We start from the raw sequence: 19,808 nt of genomic DNA on the forward strand, positions 1-19,808 counted from the left end.
TGTACGATTAATAAACACTTAATTCTAGTTCTTCTTTATATGATTTCTTGTTTGTATTTGAACGTTTGACTTCAAAATTGCTATCTAAAACCCAGTTTAAATTTTTATGGTAATGTGTAATTGTACTATCATTATCTGTATCCATCACTTTAAGGTATATCCATTCGTTATCAAGTAATTCTTTTAAATGATTATGTTTCTTTAAAATAGACTCTACTCTCTTTAACGGTGCCTTAATAACTACTGTGAGTCTAAGTGGTTGGTGGTACATATCATTATCGGTCTCCTTTAAAGATTGTAGTGGTAATCCCATTTTTAAATCGCCTCCGTTACCTTGAACTACACCAAACTTACCGGTTATATTATGTGTTATTTTAGAACCACTACCAAATTTGTTATTATCTACGGTTGTAAAATAATAATGATTATTAATCCATTGGGTTACTACCATTGGACCGCACATAATACCTTCAAGCGCTACTCCAGTGTCATCCATTTCATAATCGTATGAATGCATAAAACATCTGCTTTTTAAGTTCATTTTCTCAGTAACTTTTCTAGGTGCTATTATGAAGCCAGCATTTTTAGCAAGCCCCCATTCTGGTCTTGTTTCTCCCCAGTTCATTGATTTTTTATTTGCTAATTCAATGCTGTTTTTAGAAGTTGCTAGCCTATCTGCCGTCGCAGTTTCTTGTGCTTTATGCAATGATACTTTTAACGCTTCTAACTTCTGTGTATGTGTTTCTGGAACTAAATTATCAAACAAGGTAATTTCGTCTGTAGTGGTATTATGTTCTCCGCCAATAAATACTGTTTCATCAGGGATATTTATGTTGTGTATATTTTTCAAAAAAGCTCTTACTTCAACATCATTTGCTAGTTTAGCGAGTAATCTAGCATTATGCCTTCCTGGGCTTGCAGCACATGCCCCACATTCTAAACTTGAACCGAAAGGATTATTTGTTGTATGACTTCCATGGCCAATAAATAAAACCAAAGGTGCAAAAGTTTTCCAACCCATTAAATCGAACCCAGATTTTACAATAGCAACTTTTTCATCTAAAGAAATATCTTTTCCTGCATGCGTTTCACAACTATTATATTTTATTTCTGGTTCGCAAAACGCTTCGTAAGAAGGTTTCATTTTTTCTTTTTGTTTAAATAAAAACTCAGGAATAAATGTTTTAAATAACAATGAAGCTCCATAAAAAACTCCCGCTCCTTCAACAAAACCAAAGGATGAAGGCAACATGTTTTTTAATCTTTTTAAGATATAATTATTAGATTTATATAGGTTTTTGCCTTTGGTAAATTGTTTGTTCTTTTCGTCTGTTTCTGATAATGGTTTTTCTGTTACTAAATAAGGCGACCCAACTATTGGAGGACATGATTTTATGGCCAAATCTTCTTGAAAATGTTGATAATCCATTGCTATTCCAAAAAAACCAGCATAACCAAAGGTTTCGTAATTTCCTTTAGACTCTACATGCCTTCTTATAGCTTCAGATCTGGTATCAATACAAAACACCATTTGTGCATCTGGAGCTACATTTGTAGTGTTAGTTTCTGAAGATTTTGAAGCTTCATTCTTTAAACCACTTAATAACTGCTTTTGAAAACTTTGTTCCCAAGCTTGAAGCCAAAGGTGTTCTAATTTTGAATGCTTTTGGTTTGTATTTAAATTAGATTCTGGAACAATACTATACCCCATATTATGAGCAATTGTTAATCTAACTGCAAGGTAATCTTGAATGGTAATTGGAAATTTTTGTTGCCAGATAGAATTAGTGTTTTCTCTGTATTTTATGTAACCAACCCAACCTGATAACGCTGCTAAATGATGCTTAAATAATTCTGTATAGTTAGCAACATTATGCTGTTTTACAACGTCTTGTATCGCTTCAATACTGCTGCTTGGTAATTTCGACGCATTATCTTTTCCATTGAAACTATCATATTTTGCTAAATATTTCCATGCTAAATAAAACCCTTTAGACTTATTTGGTATTTGCCATTCTGCTAATCCTTCATCCATAAAAGCAGACAACCACTTAGTCATTATAACATCTAACTTACTATGCTCGAAAACTTCTTTAGGGTTTTCTTTTTCTGATGATAACATCTCATTTAAATAAGATTCTGGCGATTTATAAAACGCATGCTTTTCTAATAACGACGAAAGTAGTTTTGCATCAATCTCATTATTTTCCCAAGCTTGCTTGTATAATGAAGGACTAGGATATGTTTTTGCCTTTAAAAGTTGTTCTGCATTTTTTAGAGCCTCATCAAATGGTAATTGCTCGTAACCCGATAAAGGATTTGATGTTACAAAAGAATATAATGGCCAAGTAATTCCGAATGATTTAGATGCTTCATCTATACCATTTAAAAGATTTAAATTTTTCATAACGCTTTTAGTTTTTAAATGATAAAATTGACTTACCGTAAGGTTGAGAATTGTTAAGAAGCTTTACATACAACCAAGGTATTTTTCGGTAAATACCAAATAACATGATGTAAAAAGCTATTAAGAAAATAACCCCGAAACCAATATGAACACTGGTAAGTTCTACAGGTGTATTTGTAAATGCCATATCGCTCATAAGTAAAGTAACACCATTAAAACATAAACCGTAAAAAGTGATACCGGCAATAATTAATATGGGTAAAACAATCAGTTTTTTTGCACTACTTAAGCTACTTTTGTTTATGATGTTGTAGGTAACTTGCCCAACCGTAATAGCTACTATAAATGTTAAAAACAAGCCGCTATCAAAAGCAGTACCTTTACCTGTTATTATTGCAAACAAAACACCTCCCAAAGCACTTGTAACTAATATAAATAGTGTTTGTAATGGTTTTAAAACAATTTTATCAGCATTTTTTGGTGCCGAATTTTCTATTTCTTCTCCAGCAGATAAAAATAAGTATGCTTTGTAAAATCCGTGTAATATTAAATGTGTAATAGCTGCACTAAAAAACCCAAGTCCACATTGTAAAATCATAAAACTCATTTGTGCACTAGTAGAACATGCTAGTTTTTGCTTAACGTTAACTTGTAATAATTTTGTAAACTGAGATATAATAGCAGTAACGCCTCCTATTATAAAAATTAAAAGTAGAATATCTGCTTTAAATAAAAGTGGCGCAAAAATAGCTAATAGAATACCTGCACCATTTACAAAACCTGCATGCATTAAAGCTGATGCTGGAGTTGGCGATGTCATCGCAGATAGTAACCACTTGTGAAATGGAAATATTGCAGATTGAATAAGTGCCGCAACAATAATACAAACTGATGCTATAATATTTACATAAACTGGTAATTCATCTATTTTAGATAATATCTCGTTTATAGTGTAAGCATCACTTTGAAAGGCCAGTAACAAAACACCAATACTTAAAAAAAGAGCGCTTACAAAGTAGTTTTTCCTAGCACAAGATGCTGCTTGTTTAGCTTCGTTCCACTCCTTATTTATGCCTATTAGTTTAGACATAAGTATTCCCATACTTAACCAAAATAATAACAATAAAGCCACATGACTAGAGGCTACAAAAAACATAACTGAAATTGAGAACAATAAGCATGTTAATAAAAAAGTGTTTTGCTTTTTAAAACCTTTCATATAACTAGCAGAATACGTTTGTACAATGGCACTAAAAAATGTTACCACCGTCCAAATAACTATACTAAGTCCGTTTATTTCAAAAGCACCAGAAATTTGCCATTGAGGTAAATTAGGAAAGAAGTAAATAATATAACTTAAACAAGAAAGGAATACTAACCAGGTAATTGGAATTAAATATTTTGAAATAACTGGTAGTCCATGGTTAAACTTCTCTTTTGAAGTCGAATCATTTTTTTTCAGATTAATCAAATTATCAGATTGCATATTATTGTTTGTTAACTGTTTTAAATTACAGTGCAAACTTCATAAAAATTTAACATAAATTTTTATTTAATTATAATATGATTGGTATAAAATATTTTTATGTTTTGAAAACTAATAATGAAAAATATTTTACAATCTATTGACTTTCAATTATTTGTAATAAAAAAAAGGAATGATATAATCAGATAAAATTGAAGAATTGTTAAAAATTATTCAACATTTTAATGTCTTCTGAAGCAATCCAACCTGTTTTACCGTCAGATAATTTTATTTTTTTCCAATTTCCAACAGTATCTAAAACCTGAATTTTTGTGCCTTCATGTAGTCTAAAAGACTCTTCACTTCTTAAATTTGGTTCACTTTTAACCTTACTTTCTTGTGCAAAAACTATAGCAGGTCTGTCTTTCTTATCTAAATTAAATTTATGAAATGCGAAACATAACGTCACTAAAACAAAAAACAATGATAACAAACTACCTATAAATGCTAATCGTTTTTTAGCTGAGGAATAGGCAAAATAATATATAAGGAAAAGTACAACTGCAATAAACACAGATAATATTGATAGTTTTGCCCAAGTATCGAAATTAAATCTGTTTGCTGTATTCTTTAACAGTTTAGATAACCCAGCTTCAGGAACAACATCAATGGCATCAATAGTCATATTTCTTGCAAATGCTATATTGTTTTGAATATCGGTATCATTAGGCGCTAATTGTAATGCCTTTTCATAATAATAAATACTAGGTGCAATATTATTAAGTTTATAATTAGCATTACCAAGATTAAAATATAGAGACGCTGAATGATTTCCACTTTCTAATACAAGAGTGTATTTATCAATAGCCTCAGCATATTTTCCTTCATTATATAAAGCATTTGCTTCATCAAATAAAGTTTCGTTTTGTGAAAAACTTACAAAACATAACAGGAACGATAGTATGTAAAAAAAGTATCTCATTTAACGTGCTTGTTTGTCTATTAAAGAAATCGTTTTTGCTGCCTTCTCATAATCTTCTTGCATGGTAACAATATCTATAGGTGTATAGCGTGCTAATTCACAGCTTTCTAAAATGCTAATAAAATCTTTAATTGTATCGTTATTAACCTGCTTCTTTGTTAGTAAACTAATAATCTTATCTTTACTTAAATCTTGTGTTTCTATGCGTAATTTTGCCTTAAGATAATTATGTAAAGCTTTCTCTAAAGCTATATAAAACTCCTCCTTTTTACCTAAAGATTTTTTAGCACTACTTAAGTATTTACGTGCTAATTTATCGGCTTTTCTAATTCGGTTTCCATAAACATCGGCATCTCGAGTTGCTTTGCTTTTTCTAATAAAAACAGCAAGCGGTATTGCTAAAAATGGTAGTAAAAGTAAGCTCCAAAATAGCTTTGTCTGGAAGAAATAGGATGTATTGATTGATGTTAAACTTGGTGTTGTTTTAATGTATGCAAACTGATCGTTATTTAAAACAACTGCTTGCTTTCCAGGGCTTAAATTATTATTATCGTTTGATTCTGTATTATTTGAAGGCCCGTTAGAAACATCAATTACAATCTCAGCGGACGATAAACGCTTATAGCTTTTCGTTTCTAAATCGAAATAAGAAAAAGAAATACTCGGGATTGGATACTTACCTTTGTATTGTGGCACAACAGTGTAATTATCTGAAATACTGCCTCGCATTCCTGATAAATTTGTTTGTACTTTTTCATCATGTTCAGGTTCATATACTTCCAAAGAACTTGGTAAGGATATTTTTGGAAGTTTAAAAAGTTTTAAATTACCTTTTCCTTTAACCTCAACTTTTAATTGTAATGATTCTGAGGCATCTAAAACTCTTTTAGAAGAAAATACATTAAAATCAAAATTGCCAACGGCTCCAGTAAAGTCAGCTGGTTTTCCTGCTTCAGGTAATGGTTTAACATTTATTGTTTTGTTACCTGCAGAAATGGTTTTATTAACTCTAGTCATTAACCTACTGCCAAAAATATCTCGCCTATTTGTTGGTACTCGCATGGCTAAATCTAAAACAAGAGGTTCAATGTTTAACTTTCCTGTTTTTTGCGGATATAAAACTGCTTTTCTGTAAATTAAATATCTATAATCTTCACCATTGTAGGTTCCATTCTGTACTTTTAATCCTTGAGTACTTATATTCTGACTCCAAAAATCGTTATATCTTGGAATATCTAATTCCTTAATATCGTCAACAGCAATTGATGGTGAAACATATAACTTATAAACTACAGTGATAGCTTCATTTAGATACGGATTAGTTTTTGATACTTCTGCAACTAAATGAATGTTCTCTGAAGCTATATAATTTGGATCGTTTGGGTCTTTTGGCTTATCAACAGCAGCGGTAATTTCAACTTTTATTGGAACTGTTTTATAAACTTCATCATCTATTGTAATTGAAGCTTGTCCAATAGTTAAAGTTCCTCTAGTTTTTGGAGATAAAAAGTAACTGTAGGTTTTTTTATAAGTTCGTACACCATTAGAATACACATTCTTAACAGACTGATTTGGACCACCAATAAGATTAAAACCGGAAAAGCTTGGAGGGTTAAAATTGTCTCCATCTTGGTTCATTATAAAATCAATACGCAAGCGCTCGTTAATACCTAGCTTTTGCTTACTGGCTTTGGCTACAAACTCAACTTGGGCTGAAACTAGACCTGTTGTAAGTATTAGTAATAGTATTGATATATGTTTTATTAGCTTCATTTGTTATAATTGAGATGCTTAGACTAAACTTAGCATGACAAAATTCTATTTTACCAGTCTTTTTCTGTTTTAACTTTAACTCCTTTTTGCTTTTCAGCATTCATTTTTTCCTGAACTTTCTGTTCTTGATTGTTCATGGCTTCTAATAAATTCTTTATTTGTTGTGGTGATAATTGTCCAGGTTGAGGCTTTGGCTTTTTTTGTTCTTTCTTTTCTTCATCACCTTTTCCTTTATCGTCTTTTTCATCTTTTGGCTTGCCTTCCTCATCTTTTTCATCCTCACCTTCCTTCTTCTCTTGGTCGCCTTCGTCTTTTTTATCTTCTTTGTTATCGCCTTCTTCGTCTTTTTTGTCCTGGTTTTCTTTGTCTTTATTCTCTTTATTCTCGTCGTTTTCTTTATCCTTGTTTTCGTCGTCTTTATTGTCGTCTTGCTGATCTTGTTTTTGCTGTTCAGCACATTCTTTTGCTAAGCCTAAATTATAACGGGTTTCATCATCAGTTGGATTATTTCGTAAAGCACTTTTGTAAGCTTCAACAGCTTCTTTACATTTTTTATTTTTCATTAATATATTTCCAATATTATGGAACGCCTTGTGTTTTTCAATTTTTGAAGTTGCTGTTTCTGTTGCTTGTTGATGACGATAGAGTGCCTCTTCATAATTTCCCTTTTCATAATATGAATTACCTAAGTTGTATGCTCCAGCAACTGAAGTGGGTTGTTCTGAAATAGCTTTACGGTACTCCATTTCTGCTGATACAAAGTCTTCATCATTTATTAAAGAATTTGCCTCATACAAATAAGCGTTTGCTTTCTTTTGAGATTTTTGAATTTCTTTATCTTGTGCATTAGAAAAAGAAACTATAAATACTGCTATAAATACTACTAAATTTTTCATCTTCAATTTCTTATATTTCTAATATAGAAAACCTTGTACTTTTTATTGGTTAAAATTTTTATAAAAATTTAATTATAAATCTTCATTAAATAAATTCAATTTCTTTAACCAAGCCGTTTTACGTTCTAATAGAAAAACGTCAATTAACAGAAAGAAAATACCAAAACCTAAAAACCACTGAAATTGGTCTTTAAAATCGGCAAACTGTTTAGCTTCAAACTCTGTTTTATCCATGGCATTTAAAATTTCACGAATGTTTTCAACAACATTATCTGTTACTTTCCCATTTATATAAGCACCGTTGGCCTCTTCGGCTATACTTTTTAATGTTTCTTCATTTAAACGTGTAATAACTGTTTCGCCTTGGTTATCTTTTTTATAATTTAAAACAATGCCATTTCGTTTTTCTGGAATTGGACCACCTTTAATATCGCCAACACCTATTGTAAAAATGCGAATACCTTCTTCACTTGCTTCCTCTGCTACAGCCACGGCTTCTTCGCTATGATCTTCACCATCAGATATTATAATTAAAACTCTGTTGGTTTGCTCTTCGTCATCAAAATAGGTTTTTGCTAGTTTTATAGCCTCGTTTATTGCGGTACCTTGCGAGGATAACATATCGGTATTCATACTTTGCAAAAACATTTTTGCCGAGGCATAATCTGTGGTTATTGGTAATTGCGGAAATGCTTTTCCTGCATAAGCAATAATACCAACGCGGTCGCTTGCTAAGTTGTTTATAATCTGCGTAACCAGTTGTTTCGATTTTTCTAATCGGTTTGGCGCAATATCTTCAGCCAACATACTTTTAGAAACATCAACAGCAAATACAATATCTACACCTTCTCGTTTTACAGTTTCAAGTTTTGTACCGATTTTTGGATTTACTAATGCTAAAATGAAACATAGAAATGCTAAACTTAAAACCACAATTTTTAAAATAGACTTGAAAAGTGATTTATTAGGACTTAATCTTTTAAGCAACTTCTTGTCTGCAAATTTATTTTGAGCTTTATATTTCCAGAATTGAAGCACCAAAAAGAACAGCCATATTACTGGAATAACCAATAATAACCAAAACCATATTTTCTCTTCTAATTGATACATTTAGCTATCTCTTTTTTTTAATTAAATAAAACTTCTAAAAAACGTAAAACGAAGAAGTACTTCTATTAGCAATAGCAACCCTGCAAGCAATACTAATACCCTGTATTTTTCTTCGTAATTATAAAACTTGAATTCTTCTATTTCTGTTTTTTCTAGTTTATTTATCTCGTTATAAATTTCCTGTAACTTCTTGTTATTGGTAGCTCTAAAATATTTTCCACCTGTTACGTCTGCAATTTCTTTTAGCAGCTCTTCATCTATTTCTACTTGTGCTCTACCATATTGAAATTGCCCATTTGACAAAATACCAATAGGTGATAGTGCCATTCCGTTAGTTCCTAAACCAATGGTGTATGTTTTTATCCCATATTCAACCGCTAACTCACTTGCTATTTTAGGGTCTATAAACCCTGAATTGTTTACACCGTCTGTAAGCAAAATGATAACTTTACTGGTTGCTTTACTATCTTTTAATCGATTAACAGAAGTGGCTAAACCCATACCTATAGCCGTTCCGCCTTCAATAATGGTATTGTATTTTATACTTTTTAATGAGCGTAACACAATGGCTTTATCGCTGGTAATTGGCGTTTTAGTATAGCTTTCTCCTGCGTATTCTACTAAACCTATTCTATCATTTGGCCTGCCTTTAATAAATTCTGCGGCAACCTTTTTAAGTGCTTCTAATCTGTTTGGCGATAAATCTTTCGCCAACATACTTGCAGATACATCAATAGCCATTACAATATCAATACCACGAGTTGTTTTTGTTTTGGTTGATACATCTACCGTTTGCGGTCTTGCCAAAGCAGTAATTAATAATGCTAATGCTATTAATCGTAAGGCAAACAAAAAATGTCTCAGTTTTGGTAACCAAGAATTTGTTACTTTAAACCCTTTTAAACTTGATATTTTTAATTCGGCAGTTTGTTTTTTATTCTTAAAAACATACCATAGTATTACTAAAGGAAGTACTAATAACACCCAAAACCATTGCTTATTTAAAAATTCAATCCCTTCAAACATCATTCTTCTGCTGGTTTAAGTTCAACTGAATTTAAAACACGTTCCATTATTTCATCTGCATAAACATCATCTTTTTTCCATGTTAAAATAATTTGCTGTATTACTTTATTATCACTTGTAAAACTTAATAATGTGTAATTCCCATTAATATAATTATCTGTGTTTTCTATAGGGTATTCTAATGTTCCATGAGTTTTTACTCCTTCAGCACCATTAGGCGTAGTGAATTTTTCATTTTTAGTTAGAATATTTCTAGCGCCTCTACTTTCTAAAGTTTTTAAATTACCCTCTATAGCTTTGCGAATATCTAAACTATCTTGAGCTTGTGTGAGTACTGTGTTTGAAACTACGATGGTAATTCTTTGCTTTTGCTCAAAACCAAATGTTTTTATTTTCATTTGACCTTGTAATTCATTTGGAATTGGAGTTTCAATTCGTTTTAAAACCTCAGGTGTTGTAATAGTAATTGGTGGAAAACCATACTCGCTAGTCACCCAATCTCCTTCTAAAAGTTCGATACTATCATGACCCATTAGAGTGTCTTTTACATAATTGAAACCATATTTTAGTGAAAAACCAATATATGTGGCTATCAATAAAAACACTCCAATTGCAAGGGTTAATATTATTTTATTCCGTTTCTTTTTTCGCTCTTGCTCTTCTCTGTATTTTTGGTCTAGAAGCTTCTCTTCTTCAGTTGGTTCTGGAAGTGCTTCTTTTACATGGTCTATCTCGACATCAATAGTATTTCTATCTAGTTTTGCTAATTCTACATCTGGTGCAGACTTTGCAAATTTTACTAAATCGGCACGTTTTAATATACTTTCTAAATTTTTAATATCCTCTTTACTTAAATCTACTTGATTACCATCTTTAAGTAATTTAAGCCTACTTATAAGTTCGTCTGTGGTACTTTCTAGAGCGCGATCGTACACCTTCTCATCTAGATATTTTCTGATAATAAATGTTAAATCTGAATAATAATCTTTTAAATTTTCATTCTCTAAGTAAGGGGTATCATCTAACTTTTTTAAAGCCAATTTCGCTCTATCGTATGGAGGTAATAATGCAATTTGTTCTTCTTCGGTAAGTGGTTTTTGCCTCCAAATAAACCAATATAATAAGAATGCAACTACTCCAATTATTAATAATGTAATTAACAAATATTTCCACCAATTACTAGATGGTTTCTTTACTTCGATAATTGGTTTTATATCGTAAAGCCCTTGTTTAGTGGTGTCTATAACAATATTATTTACCTCAACTTTTAAGGAATCTGTGTAAAATGTTTTGTCTCCTATTATTATTTTCTGTCTTGGAATGGTGTATTTACCAGAGTCAAATTGTGTTAATCCATACTTTTTTATAAGGTTGTATTTGTCCTTATTTTGTAAGGTATCTACTTTATATGATTCTATCATTTCAAGCGGCAAAAACGTTTGCCCCTCCGGAAACACAACTAAACTTGTAGTATCTGTTTCAACTTGAATATTATAGGTAATTTGCTCTCCTATTTTAATAGAAGTTGAATCTATTGAAGATGTCATTTGAGCAGAAGAATACCAAGATATTAGAATCAATAAAAAAGACAATGCAGTTTTATTGAAAAAACCAGACAGTATTAACTTTTCTTTCTTAATTCTAGTTTCTATTATATTTGAATTTACATTTTTCATTTTACACAGGCCTAAACTAAGTTAAACCCAACGCTGTTTTTTTATCCTCTTCTTTTAAAATACCCAAGTAATTTTTTTACATAACTTTCGTCAACTCTACAATCAATAGCTCCTGCTCCAGATTTTGTAAAACTCTCTTTATAATAGTTTACTTTTTCATTATAAAATTTTCCATAATTAAGCCTTACTTTTTTTGATGATGTGTTTACCAACATCAATTCGCCCGTTTCTTCATCTTGCATTTGTACCATTCCTAAATTTGGAATAGTCTCTTCGTGCTTATCATAAACTCGAATACCTGTTACATCATGTTTTCCTGCAACTATCTTCATGGTGTGATGATATTCATCAGCAATAAAATCTGATAACACAAAAACAATAGCTTTTTTCTTCATCACGTTTTGCATGAATTTTAAAGCCTCTGCAATATTGGTTTGTTTACTTTCTGGTTGAAATTCTATTAATTCACGAATAATACGCAGTACATGAGAACGCCCTTTTTTTGGCGGAATATAAAGTTCAACTTTATCTGAAAATAAAATTAGACCTATTTTATCATTATTTTGAGTGGCCGAAAATGCTAATGTTGCAGCAATTTCTGTAACTACTTCATTTTTAAATTGCTCTTCGGTACCAAAAAATTCTGAACCAGAAACATCTACCATCAACATCATGGTAAGCTCTCGTTCTTCTTCAAAAACTTTTACGTAAGGCTCGTTATAACGGGCTGTAACATTCCAATCAATACTTCTTACATCATCTCCAAATTGATACTGTCGTACTTCACTAAAAGTCATACCACGCCCTTTGAAAGTGGAATGATATTCACCTCCAAAAATATGATCAGACAGCCTACGCGTCTTAATCTCAATTTTACGTACTTTTTTTAGTAATTCTTTAGTATCCATTTTTCAATCAACATTAATTTGCAAGCTAGAATTAAGAAAATACTATGGTACTTCTATTTCGTTTACAATTTTGTTGATGATGTCTACCGAGGTTACATTTTCTGCTTCAGCCTCATAGGTAATACCAATTCTATGTCTTAAAACATCATAAACCACAGCACGAACATCTTCTGGAATAACGTAACCACGACGCTTTATAAAAGCATAACATTTAGCAGCAGTTGCTAAATTGATACTTCCACGTGGTGATGCTCCAAATGATATTAATGGTTTTAAATCGGCTAGTTTATATTTTTCTGGGTAACGTGTTGCAAAAATTATATCTAGTATATATTTTTCAATTTTTTCATCCATATAAACTTCTCTTACTACTTGTTGTGCCGTAAGAATTTGTTTTACAGAAACCACAGGGTTTACTTTATCCCAAGCGCCTTTCATATTAGCTCTCATTATGAGTTGCTCTTCATTAAGCTTTGGATAATCTATTACAGTTTTTAGCATAAAACGGTCAACTTGAGCTTCAGGCAAAGGATATGTTCCTTCTTGCTCAACTGGGTTTTGTGTTGCCATAACAAGAAAAGGTTTGTCTAGCGTAAAGGTTTCGTCACCAATGGTAACTTGCTTTTCCTGCATCGCTTCAAGTAATGCCGATTGTACCTTGGCTGGAGCTCTGTTAATCTCATCTGCAAGTACAAAGTTTGCAAAAATTGGTCCTTTTTTAATAGAAAAATCATTAACCTTCATATTGTAAATTAATGTACCGGTTACATCTGCTGGTAATAAATCAGGTGTAAACTGTATTCTACTAAAACTTCCATCAACAGCTTGAGCCAATGTGTTAATGGCTAAAGTTTTTGCTAAACCTGGAACACCTTCCAATAAAATATGACCTTGCCCTAACAGACCAATAAGCAAACGTTCTACCATATGCTTTTGTCCTACAATGACTTTGTTCATTTCTAGCATCAATAAGTCTACAAAAGCACTTTCTTTTTCTATTTTCTCATTAATTGATTTAATATCAATTGTACCTGTCTCTTCCATTATTTTTTCGTTTTAAAAACCTCGAATATACTGCCCTTATTTGAGCATTGCAAATTGTTAAAATTTTTCATTAATACCTGTTAACAATTGGTTAAAATATTAATACTAATTAAGTTAATTCTAACTTAAAAACAAAAGAGCAATATCTTTCGATATTGCCCTTTGTTATTTGGAAATTAAAATTTCTTATTCTAATACTAAAGTTGCATTTACAACTTCTTGCTCATCTGGATCTAAACTAATCATAAATTCTTGAGAAACATATCCCGAAGCACTTATTGTTACAGTGTAATTTCCTGGTACAATTTCGTTTATTTCATAAACACCATTACTATCTGTTTGAACAGTTGTTAAAGCTGTATCATTTATAGACACATTTGCTGCAATACCATCTGCTAAACCCGATACAGTACCACTAACTGTGGCTGTTTTTAGCATAAGCTCAATAGGTTCTGATACGGTTGTAATCTCGCCATTTGAAACTGAAACATCTGTTGCGCTTCCATAACTGTAATCTGACACTTCATCAACAGGTTTAACTATAACATCATAAGTTCCTGCTGGCACGCCCCATAAGGCAAATTCGCCTGTTACGGTATCAGTAAAAGCTGTTATAATAAAATCGTCATCTATTTCTGGCGTTCCGTTATCATCAACTAAAACAGAGGCCACTGATGGTACGTCAATTGGAGAAATTTTCCCTTCAATTATTCCAGAACTTGCCTCAGCACTCACGTAAAGTACTGGTTTTAATATAATATTTCCTGAATTACCTGCACGTACAATTGATTTTTCTACATCGAAATCTAAAACGAAATCATAAGTAAAACCTTCTTCAATTTCAGTATTAACTTTTAATTTTAATCCTGATTGCTGAGCGCTTGGTGTTTTTAAAGCAAACTCCTCGTCTTCATTGTTACTGTCTTTTATAACTATGGTATTGCCATCTCCAAGTACCAGTCGCATTTGACTTAAAGTTCCTGCTGGAATTGGAAATCTTTCTACTAAAACTTTACTAAAACCTCCTGTAAATTCTAATAAATTAACAATTTCATTATTTGCTTCAAGAGACATCCATCCGTTATCATCGTCATTATCGTTATCCATTTTTATCATAACGTCAACAATTTCTACATTAACAGCTTCATAATCTCCAGGACCATCCACTAATCTTATAGATATTGTTGGCTCGCCTTTATTTACTTCACTAGAATTGTTATCATTACAGGAAACAAAAATTGTAAGAAACAAGAAAGGGATAATTAATTTTAACTTCTTCATTATACTCATATTTATTAATTGTTTTTGTTTATAAAAATATATACGTAACTAATTACTTGTTTGGTTTATTTAATGCATATTTAAATCTAAAATATTATTAATTATTAATTTAAAAAACTCATAATCAAAGCCTAAACAACTAATTTAATTTCAATAATACAATTTTAAACTAGTTTTAAGTACTTTTATATGTGAATAGCATAAATACACATATAACGTGTATTTTTAAATGTATTGATTTATAAAAAATGACTAAAACCGCACTAATTACCGGAGCCACAAGTGGTATTGGAGAAGCTACAGCCTACGAATTTGCAAAAAACGGTATAAAACTAATATTATGTGGCAGAAGAGCAGAACGTTTAAATACCATACAACGCGCTTTAAAAAAATTAACAGATGTACATATTTTAAATTTTGATGTTCGCGATAAAGCCTCTGTATTTAAAGCAATTGAGACATTACCAAACGAATTTAAAACTATAGATATTCTTATAAACAACGCAGGAAATGCTCATGGGTTAGACCCTATACACACTGGAAGTATTGAGGATTGGGATGCTATGATGGACATTAATGTTAAAGGTTTGCTTTATGTTAGCAAGGCTGTTATTCCGCAAATGACAGAAAGACAATCTGGGCATATCATCAATATTGGGTCGTCTGCAGGTAAAGAAGTTTACCCAAAAGGGAATATTTATTGTGCTAGTAAACATGCTGTTTTAGCCATTACTGAAGGTATGCGAATAGACCTAAATCCGTATGGTATTAAAGTAGGTGCTATAAATCCTGGGCTTGTTGAAACTGAGTTTTCTCAAGTACGCTTTAAAGGCGATAAAATTGCTGATTCTGTTTACAAAGGTTTTAAAGCTTTACAAGCCAAAGATGTTGCCGAGGTTATTTATTTTGCTATTTCTAGACCACCTCATGTAAATATAGCCGATGTTTTAATGTTTTGTACTGCTCAAGCAAATAGTACAACTGTTAAAAAAGAACTTTAAATCCATGAGATTCCTGCCTTAGCAGAAATTATAAATATGATTAACAAACGCCTCCTTATAAAACACCTTTTGGCTCATAATGATGAGAATAGTTTTTATGATAAGAAGCGTAAAGTTGATATTAGCCATAAAGAAGGTAAGGCAAAATTTTTAAAACACATTTGTGCACTTTCCAATAGTAACCCAAAGAACAATTCCTATATAGTTATTGGTGTTGAAGATGAAGATAATAACATTATTGGGGTAGATTTTTTTGATGATAGTAAAATACAAAACCTCATTAACGCTTATTTAACTAATCCTCCAATAGTACAATACGAAAACATCCCATTTCCGCATTTACCAGATGATAAAGTTGTTGGTTTAGTAACTATTAGGCCTACTGGAAAAATTACATCACTTAGAAAAAACATATGGAAATACTACGGTGGTTCTGTATTTTTTAGAGATGGTAGCATGAGCATGCCCAAAGTTTTCGATATTGAAATAAAAGACATCAATTCTAAAATTGTTGAAGCCATAGAAAACCATGCGCAAAACAATATAGAACATACGCTTAAGGGTGTTTTTGAATTTATGAATACCCGAAAAGACTACAATGCGCAATACAAGGTTTTTAAGGAGTATTTTGTGTTGTGTTGGGCAGGTCAAAAAAAGTAGTTAAAGATGAAGTATTTTATTCAAGAGTTGATATTGAATTAATTAATGAACAAGTCCGTTTGTTTTTTTCAGCTTTAGATGAAGTTTCAATTTCATTTGATGATGATAGCTTTAAAATTATTGAATATGTAAACTTAGGTTTTCAAAACTCGAACAAGTATTATCAGTTAGAAGAAACACTCATAAAATTTGAAGATAATGCCAATTATAGTATTGAAACAAAACTGTTATTTGACGCACCACAATATGACAAAAAACAACTTTTCCATATTTATAATAGTAACAATGCTATTTTAGAAAAATTAAAAAAAGGACTTACCTTAACCAAAAGGGAAGAACTCGATTTAAAAAACCTACCTGTTACCTATTTAATTTGTTATTTTAATTTGTTTCATGAAGCCATAAATAAATTACAAGAAGCTAAACCTTATTTAAAAAAACACAATTTAGAAGTTTACAACTTGTATAAAGAGACTATAAGAATACTTAGAAAAGTGAAGTACAGTTAACAAATGTTAATAAAATTAATTTTAAAATTTTGATACTATAAATAAAGTGTTACATTTGCACCGCTATTAATTAATAAACCTTGTGCTCCAAATCGATTTTATAAATCTGAGTCTCAAGGTTTTTTTTTGTCCTTTTTCTGGCATTAGTAATTTATATATTTTACTAATTAGCATAGTTTTCCAAAATATTCATACCATTAATTGCTGTTGTTTTTTAAGTAAACACTACTTGACTTTGTCAGAAAAAAAAGATAACTTCGTTTAACAACCAATAAAGTTCATTAAAACAGAACTTTATTTTTGCATTAAACGAACTAATCCAAAAAAAACAGAACGTTTAGTTTTAAAACCTAATAAACAAGAGAGCCTGCGTTAGGGATTGCAGAGTAAAGCCCACAGCGACAAAGGAGCGAGGACTTGTAACGTAAAGCCCGACCCCTTGTGGGTAACGCCCAAATTATTTTAAATAAAATTTAATTGACTAAAAGATTTATTAAGTACTTTTTTGTCATCAACTTCCAACCATTTATCTAAAACGGTAGCGTAAATGGTTCTAAAATCTATTTCGAATTTTAAATCGCCATTATCGTCTAAATCGCTTAGACTAGCCATATTATTATAAAGTCCTTGTGATTTCAAGTTTTCGCCAATAATAAAAACGTTGTTAGCCGTACCATGATCTGTACCTACACTAGCGTTTTGTTTTACTCGACGCCCAAACTCTGAGAATGTTAAAATCAAGGTGTCTTTAAAAGTGTTATTAGCTTTTAAATCTTCTACAAATGCCTCAACACTTTCGGCATACATATTTAGTAAACGTTTTTGGGTAGCCTTTTGATTTACATGCGTATCAAAACCACCAAGAGAAGTATAATATACTTTGGTTTGTACATGTGAATTAATGAGTTGCGCTGTGGTTTTCATTTGCTTTCCAAATTTGTTTTTTGGGTACTCTTTTTTACTTGTTACCGTTTTTGAGGTTTCGTAAATGTATTTAGCAGAAGACTCTGCAGCTATCATAGATTTATATAAATAGCCTAAATTATGTTCACTTAAGTGTTTGTCTTTTAAGTGTTTATTAATATTTTTTAAATAAGGCCCTTTTGATAAATTATACATAATTTTCGGGTCTTTTGTGGCTATGGCGTTCATACGTTCACCTTTCATTGCTAGCGATAAACTATCGTCTATCTCAATAGCACTGTGTGGGTCTTTACCGTAAGTATCTAAATAACGACCTATCCAACCACTTTGCGAATATTGATTAGAATCTGAAGCGGTTTGCCATATATCCATCGATCTAAAATGTGACCGAATTGGGTTTGGATAACCCACATTATTAATAATAGAAACGTAGCCTTTATCGTAAAGTCGTTTTAATGGGGCTAAACTAGCGTTTAAACCTACTTCATCATTTAATTTTATAATATCGTTTTGTGCTAATCCTATAGTTGGGCGCTCTTTGTAATACAAATCATTTCTAAAAGGAACAACGGTATTTAAACCATCATTACCACCAGATAATTGAATAATTACCAAGCGCTTATAGCCTAATTTATTAGCGGCTACTTCCTCAAATGCTCTTACAAAACTAGGTACAAAAAATAGGCTACTAGCTAGAGAGGATTGTTTTAAAAATTTTCTTCTGTCCATAATTAACACATTTGATATTCGGGTAACGACATAAGTTGTATACAGTATTCTTGCTTTGAAACTTTTGCTAAAGACTGTAAATATGTTTTTGCATCTTCATTTACAGGGCAAGCCAAAATATGGCTATCCATATCTTGCAGTAACACATTTTTAAAGTGTTTTTCAAAATAATTCCAATCGGTTTCTGTATTAAAACGTCTACCGTATTTTTTCTTGAATTCTTCCTTGTTAGTGTCCATAAAACCATCTTCATTTCCATTTTTAACATTTGAAATATAGGCGTTGTTTAGTAATAACGATGGTAACTTTAAACGTAGTACAATAGTATTACTATCTATCCAATTTCGGCCACCTTTCCAGCCAGCAACATTTGGCGGATCTAACAAGGTTTGCCCCAAAAGACGTTGAATTTGTAATACTTGCCTACTGTTTTTAAACATTACAGGCACTGTGTATTTTAGTCCGACTAAAAACTCCACTGGCGATTTAATTTTTGAGCCTATATTTTTTTCATCGTAAAACCAATTAGATGTAAAAACGAATTGCATTAAATTTTCAATATTATAATCTTTAAAAAATATATCTGTCATCTCATTAACATGAGTTTCACTTACAGCATCGTTAACAAAATAGCGATATATTTTGGTGCATATGTATTTTGCACATTGACGCTTTTCTAAAATAATATCGATAACATCTTCTCCTGTAAAATTACCTGTTTTTTCAAAAAATGTTTTATCGGTATAATCGTGCTGTCGTTTTCTGAAAACAAATTCTCCTCTTAGGTTGTGGCTATAACCTGTAAATGCTCTAGCACTTTCTTTAATGTCCTCTTCGGTGTAATGACCTTCTCCCAAAGTGAATAACTCCATAAGTTCTCTGGCAAAATTCTCATTAGGTTTTTGCTTTCGATTCTGTTTGGTGTTTAGGTATTTTGTCATGGCCGCTTCTTTTGAAATGGCTTTTACAAAATCTCCGAAATTCCCTAATGCATGTTCCCTTAATGTGTTATTAAACTGTTGAATGTAAACTATACTATTATCTTCACACACAAAATGATTTGCCCAAAATAAGGTCATTTTCTCTCTAAGAACTTCTGAGGAATTAGCCAGACGGTTTATCCAAGACACATTAAGCTCTAATTGCTTTTGTCTGCTTATTTTCTGAATTTTACGTCGTGTATCGGCATCTAATTTTGAGCCGCTCATCATCAAACCGCCAACTATATCCTTGATTTCAGATATATCTACTTCAAGTTTTGTACTATCCTTAGAAGCTTTAATTAAGTCATCTACAATTTGCTTTTTACTTTTAGTGGAAACATTTTGAAGTGCGGTTGGTAATATTCCAAAACCAACCCGTCTGTATAGATGTTGTATGTGATTTGCTTTCATAACAAAAAGATTCGATAAACTAT

14 protein-coding genes and 1 pseudogene are annotated in these 19,808 nt (G+C 31.4%); 2 read left to right on the forward strand and 13 right to left on the reverse strand.

Annotated elements, in window-relative coordinates; genetic code table 11:
• Positions 1–7: 7 nt before the first annotated feature.
• The 11 genes from ABD939_RS12280 to ABD939_RS12330 all read right to left on the reverse strand — a co-directional run bounded on the left by ABD939_RS12280 (position 8) and on the right by ABD939_RS12330 (position 14,568).
• Complete coding sequence (locus tag ABD939_RS12280) at positions 8–2,407, reverse strand: DUF2309 domain-containing protein (protein ID WP_345169032.1); 2,400 nt, start codon at positions 2,405–2,407, stop codon at positions 8–10.
• Positions 2,408–2,414: 7 nt separating this feature from the next.
• Positions 2,415–3,893 (reverse strand): proton-conducting transporter transmembrane domain-containing protein, encoded by a 1,479-nt coding sequence (locus tag ABD939_RS12285; RefSeq protein WP_345169035.1) that lies wholly within the window; start codon positions 3,891–3,893, stop codon positions 2,415–2,417.
• A 202-nt stretch (positions 3,894–4,095) separates the two neighbouring features.
• Complete coding sequence (locus ABD939_RS12290) at positions 4,096–4,854, reverse strand: SH3 domain-containing protein (RefSeq protein WP_345169037.1); 759 nt, start codon at positions 4,852–4,854, stop codon at positions 4,096–4,098.
• Positions 4,855–6,627, reverse strand: a complete 1,773-nt coding sequence (locus ABD939_RS12295; RefSeq protein ID WP_345169039.1) for a BatD family protein — start codon at positions 6,625–6,627, stop codon at positions 4,855–4,857.
• A 50-nt stretch (positions 6,628–6,677) separates the two neighbouring features.
• Complete coding sequence (locus ABD939_RS12300; RefSeq protein WP_345169042.1) at positions 6,678–7,523, reverse strand: tetratricopeptide repeat protein; 846 nt, start codon at positions 7,521–7,523, stop codon at positions 6,678–6,680.
• Positions 7,524–7,595: 72 nt separating this feature from the next.
• Complete coding sequence (locus ABD939_RS12305) at positions 7,596–8,633, reverse strand: VWA domain-containing protein (protein ID WP_345169045.1); 1,038 nt, start codon at positions 8,631–8,633, stop codon at positions 7,596–7,598.
• Between the two features lie 21 nt (positions 8,634–8,654).
• Positions 8,655–9,659: a vWA domain-containing protein gene (locus ABD939_RS12310; RefSeq protein WP_345169093.1), complete on the reverse strand. Its 1,005-nt coding sequence runs from the start codon at positions 9,657–9,659 to the stop codon at positions 8,655–8,657.
• On the reverse strand, positions 9,659–11,335 hold the full coding sequence (locus ABD939_RS12315; RefSeq protein WP_345169047.1) for a BatD family protein: 1,677 nt from the start codon (positions 11,333–11,335) through the stop codon (positions 9,659–9,661). Before ABD939_RS12315 ends, ABD939_RS12310 begins: the two co-directional genes overlap by 1 nt.
• A 41-nt stretch (positions 11,336–11,376) precedes the next feature.
• Entirely contained in the window at positions 11,377–12,243 is an 867-nt protein-coding gene (locus ABD939_RS12320) for a DUF58 domain-containing protein (RefSeq protein ID WP_345169049.1), read from the reverse strand.
• A 42-nt stretch (positions 12,244–12,285) separates the two neighbouring features.
• A complete protein-coding gene (locus tag ABD939_RS12325; RefSeq protein ID WP_345169051.1) occupies positions 12,286–13,287 on the reverse strand; it encodes an AAA family ATPase in 1,002 nt (333 codons plus the stop codon).
• 186 nt (positions 13,288–13,473) lie between these two features.
• Positions 13,474–14,568 carry a DUF4382 domain-containing protein gene (locus ABD939_RS12330; protein WP_345169053.1) on the reverse strand — a complete coding sequence of 365 codons (1,095 nt, stop codon included), beginning with the start codon at positions 14,566–14,568 and terminating at the stop codon, positions 13,474–13,476.
• Positions 14,569–14,816: 248 nt separating this feature from the next.
• Between ABD939_RS12330 and ABD939_RS12335 the strand changes: the two genes are divergently transcribed.
• Together ABD939_RS12335 and ABD939_RS12340 are read left to right on the forward strand one after the other, a co-directional pair.
• Positions 14,817–15,569, forward strand: a complete 753-nt coding sequence (locus ABD939_RS12335; protein WP_345169055.1) for an SDR family NAD(P)-dependent oxidoreductase — start codon at positions 14,817–14,819, stop codon at positions 15,567–15,569.
• A gap of 36 nt (positions 15,570–15,605) precedes the next feature.
• Positions 15,606–16,738, forward strand: a pseudogene (locus ABD939_RS12340) (DUF5929 domain-containing protein).
• A gap of 462 nt (positions 16,739–17,200) precedes the next feature.
• Here ABD939_RS12340 and ABD939_RS12345 read toward each other — a convergent pair.
• A complete protein-coding gene (locus tag ABD939_RS12345; protein ID WP_345169057.1) occupies positions 17,201–18,391 on the reverse strand; it encodes a DUF1501 domain-containing protein in 1,191 nt (396 codons plus the stop codon).
• Between the two features lie 2 nt (positions 18,392–18,393).
• Complete coding sequence (locus tag ABD939_RS12350) at positions 18,394–19,785, reverse strand: DUF1800 domain-containing protein (RefSeq protein ID WP_345169059.1); 1,392 nt, start codon at positions 19,783–19,785, stop codon at positions 18,394–18,396.
• Between the last annotated feature and the right edge of the window lie 23 nt (positions 19,786–19,808).

Origin of the sequence: Algibacter aquimarinus, from assembly GCF_039543265.1 — a bacterium.
In the GTDB taxonomy this organism is placed as follows: Bacteria; Bacteroidota; Bacteroidia; order Flavobacteriales; family Flavobacteriaceae; genus Algibacter_B; species Algibacter_B aquimarinus.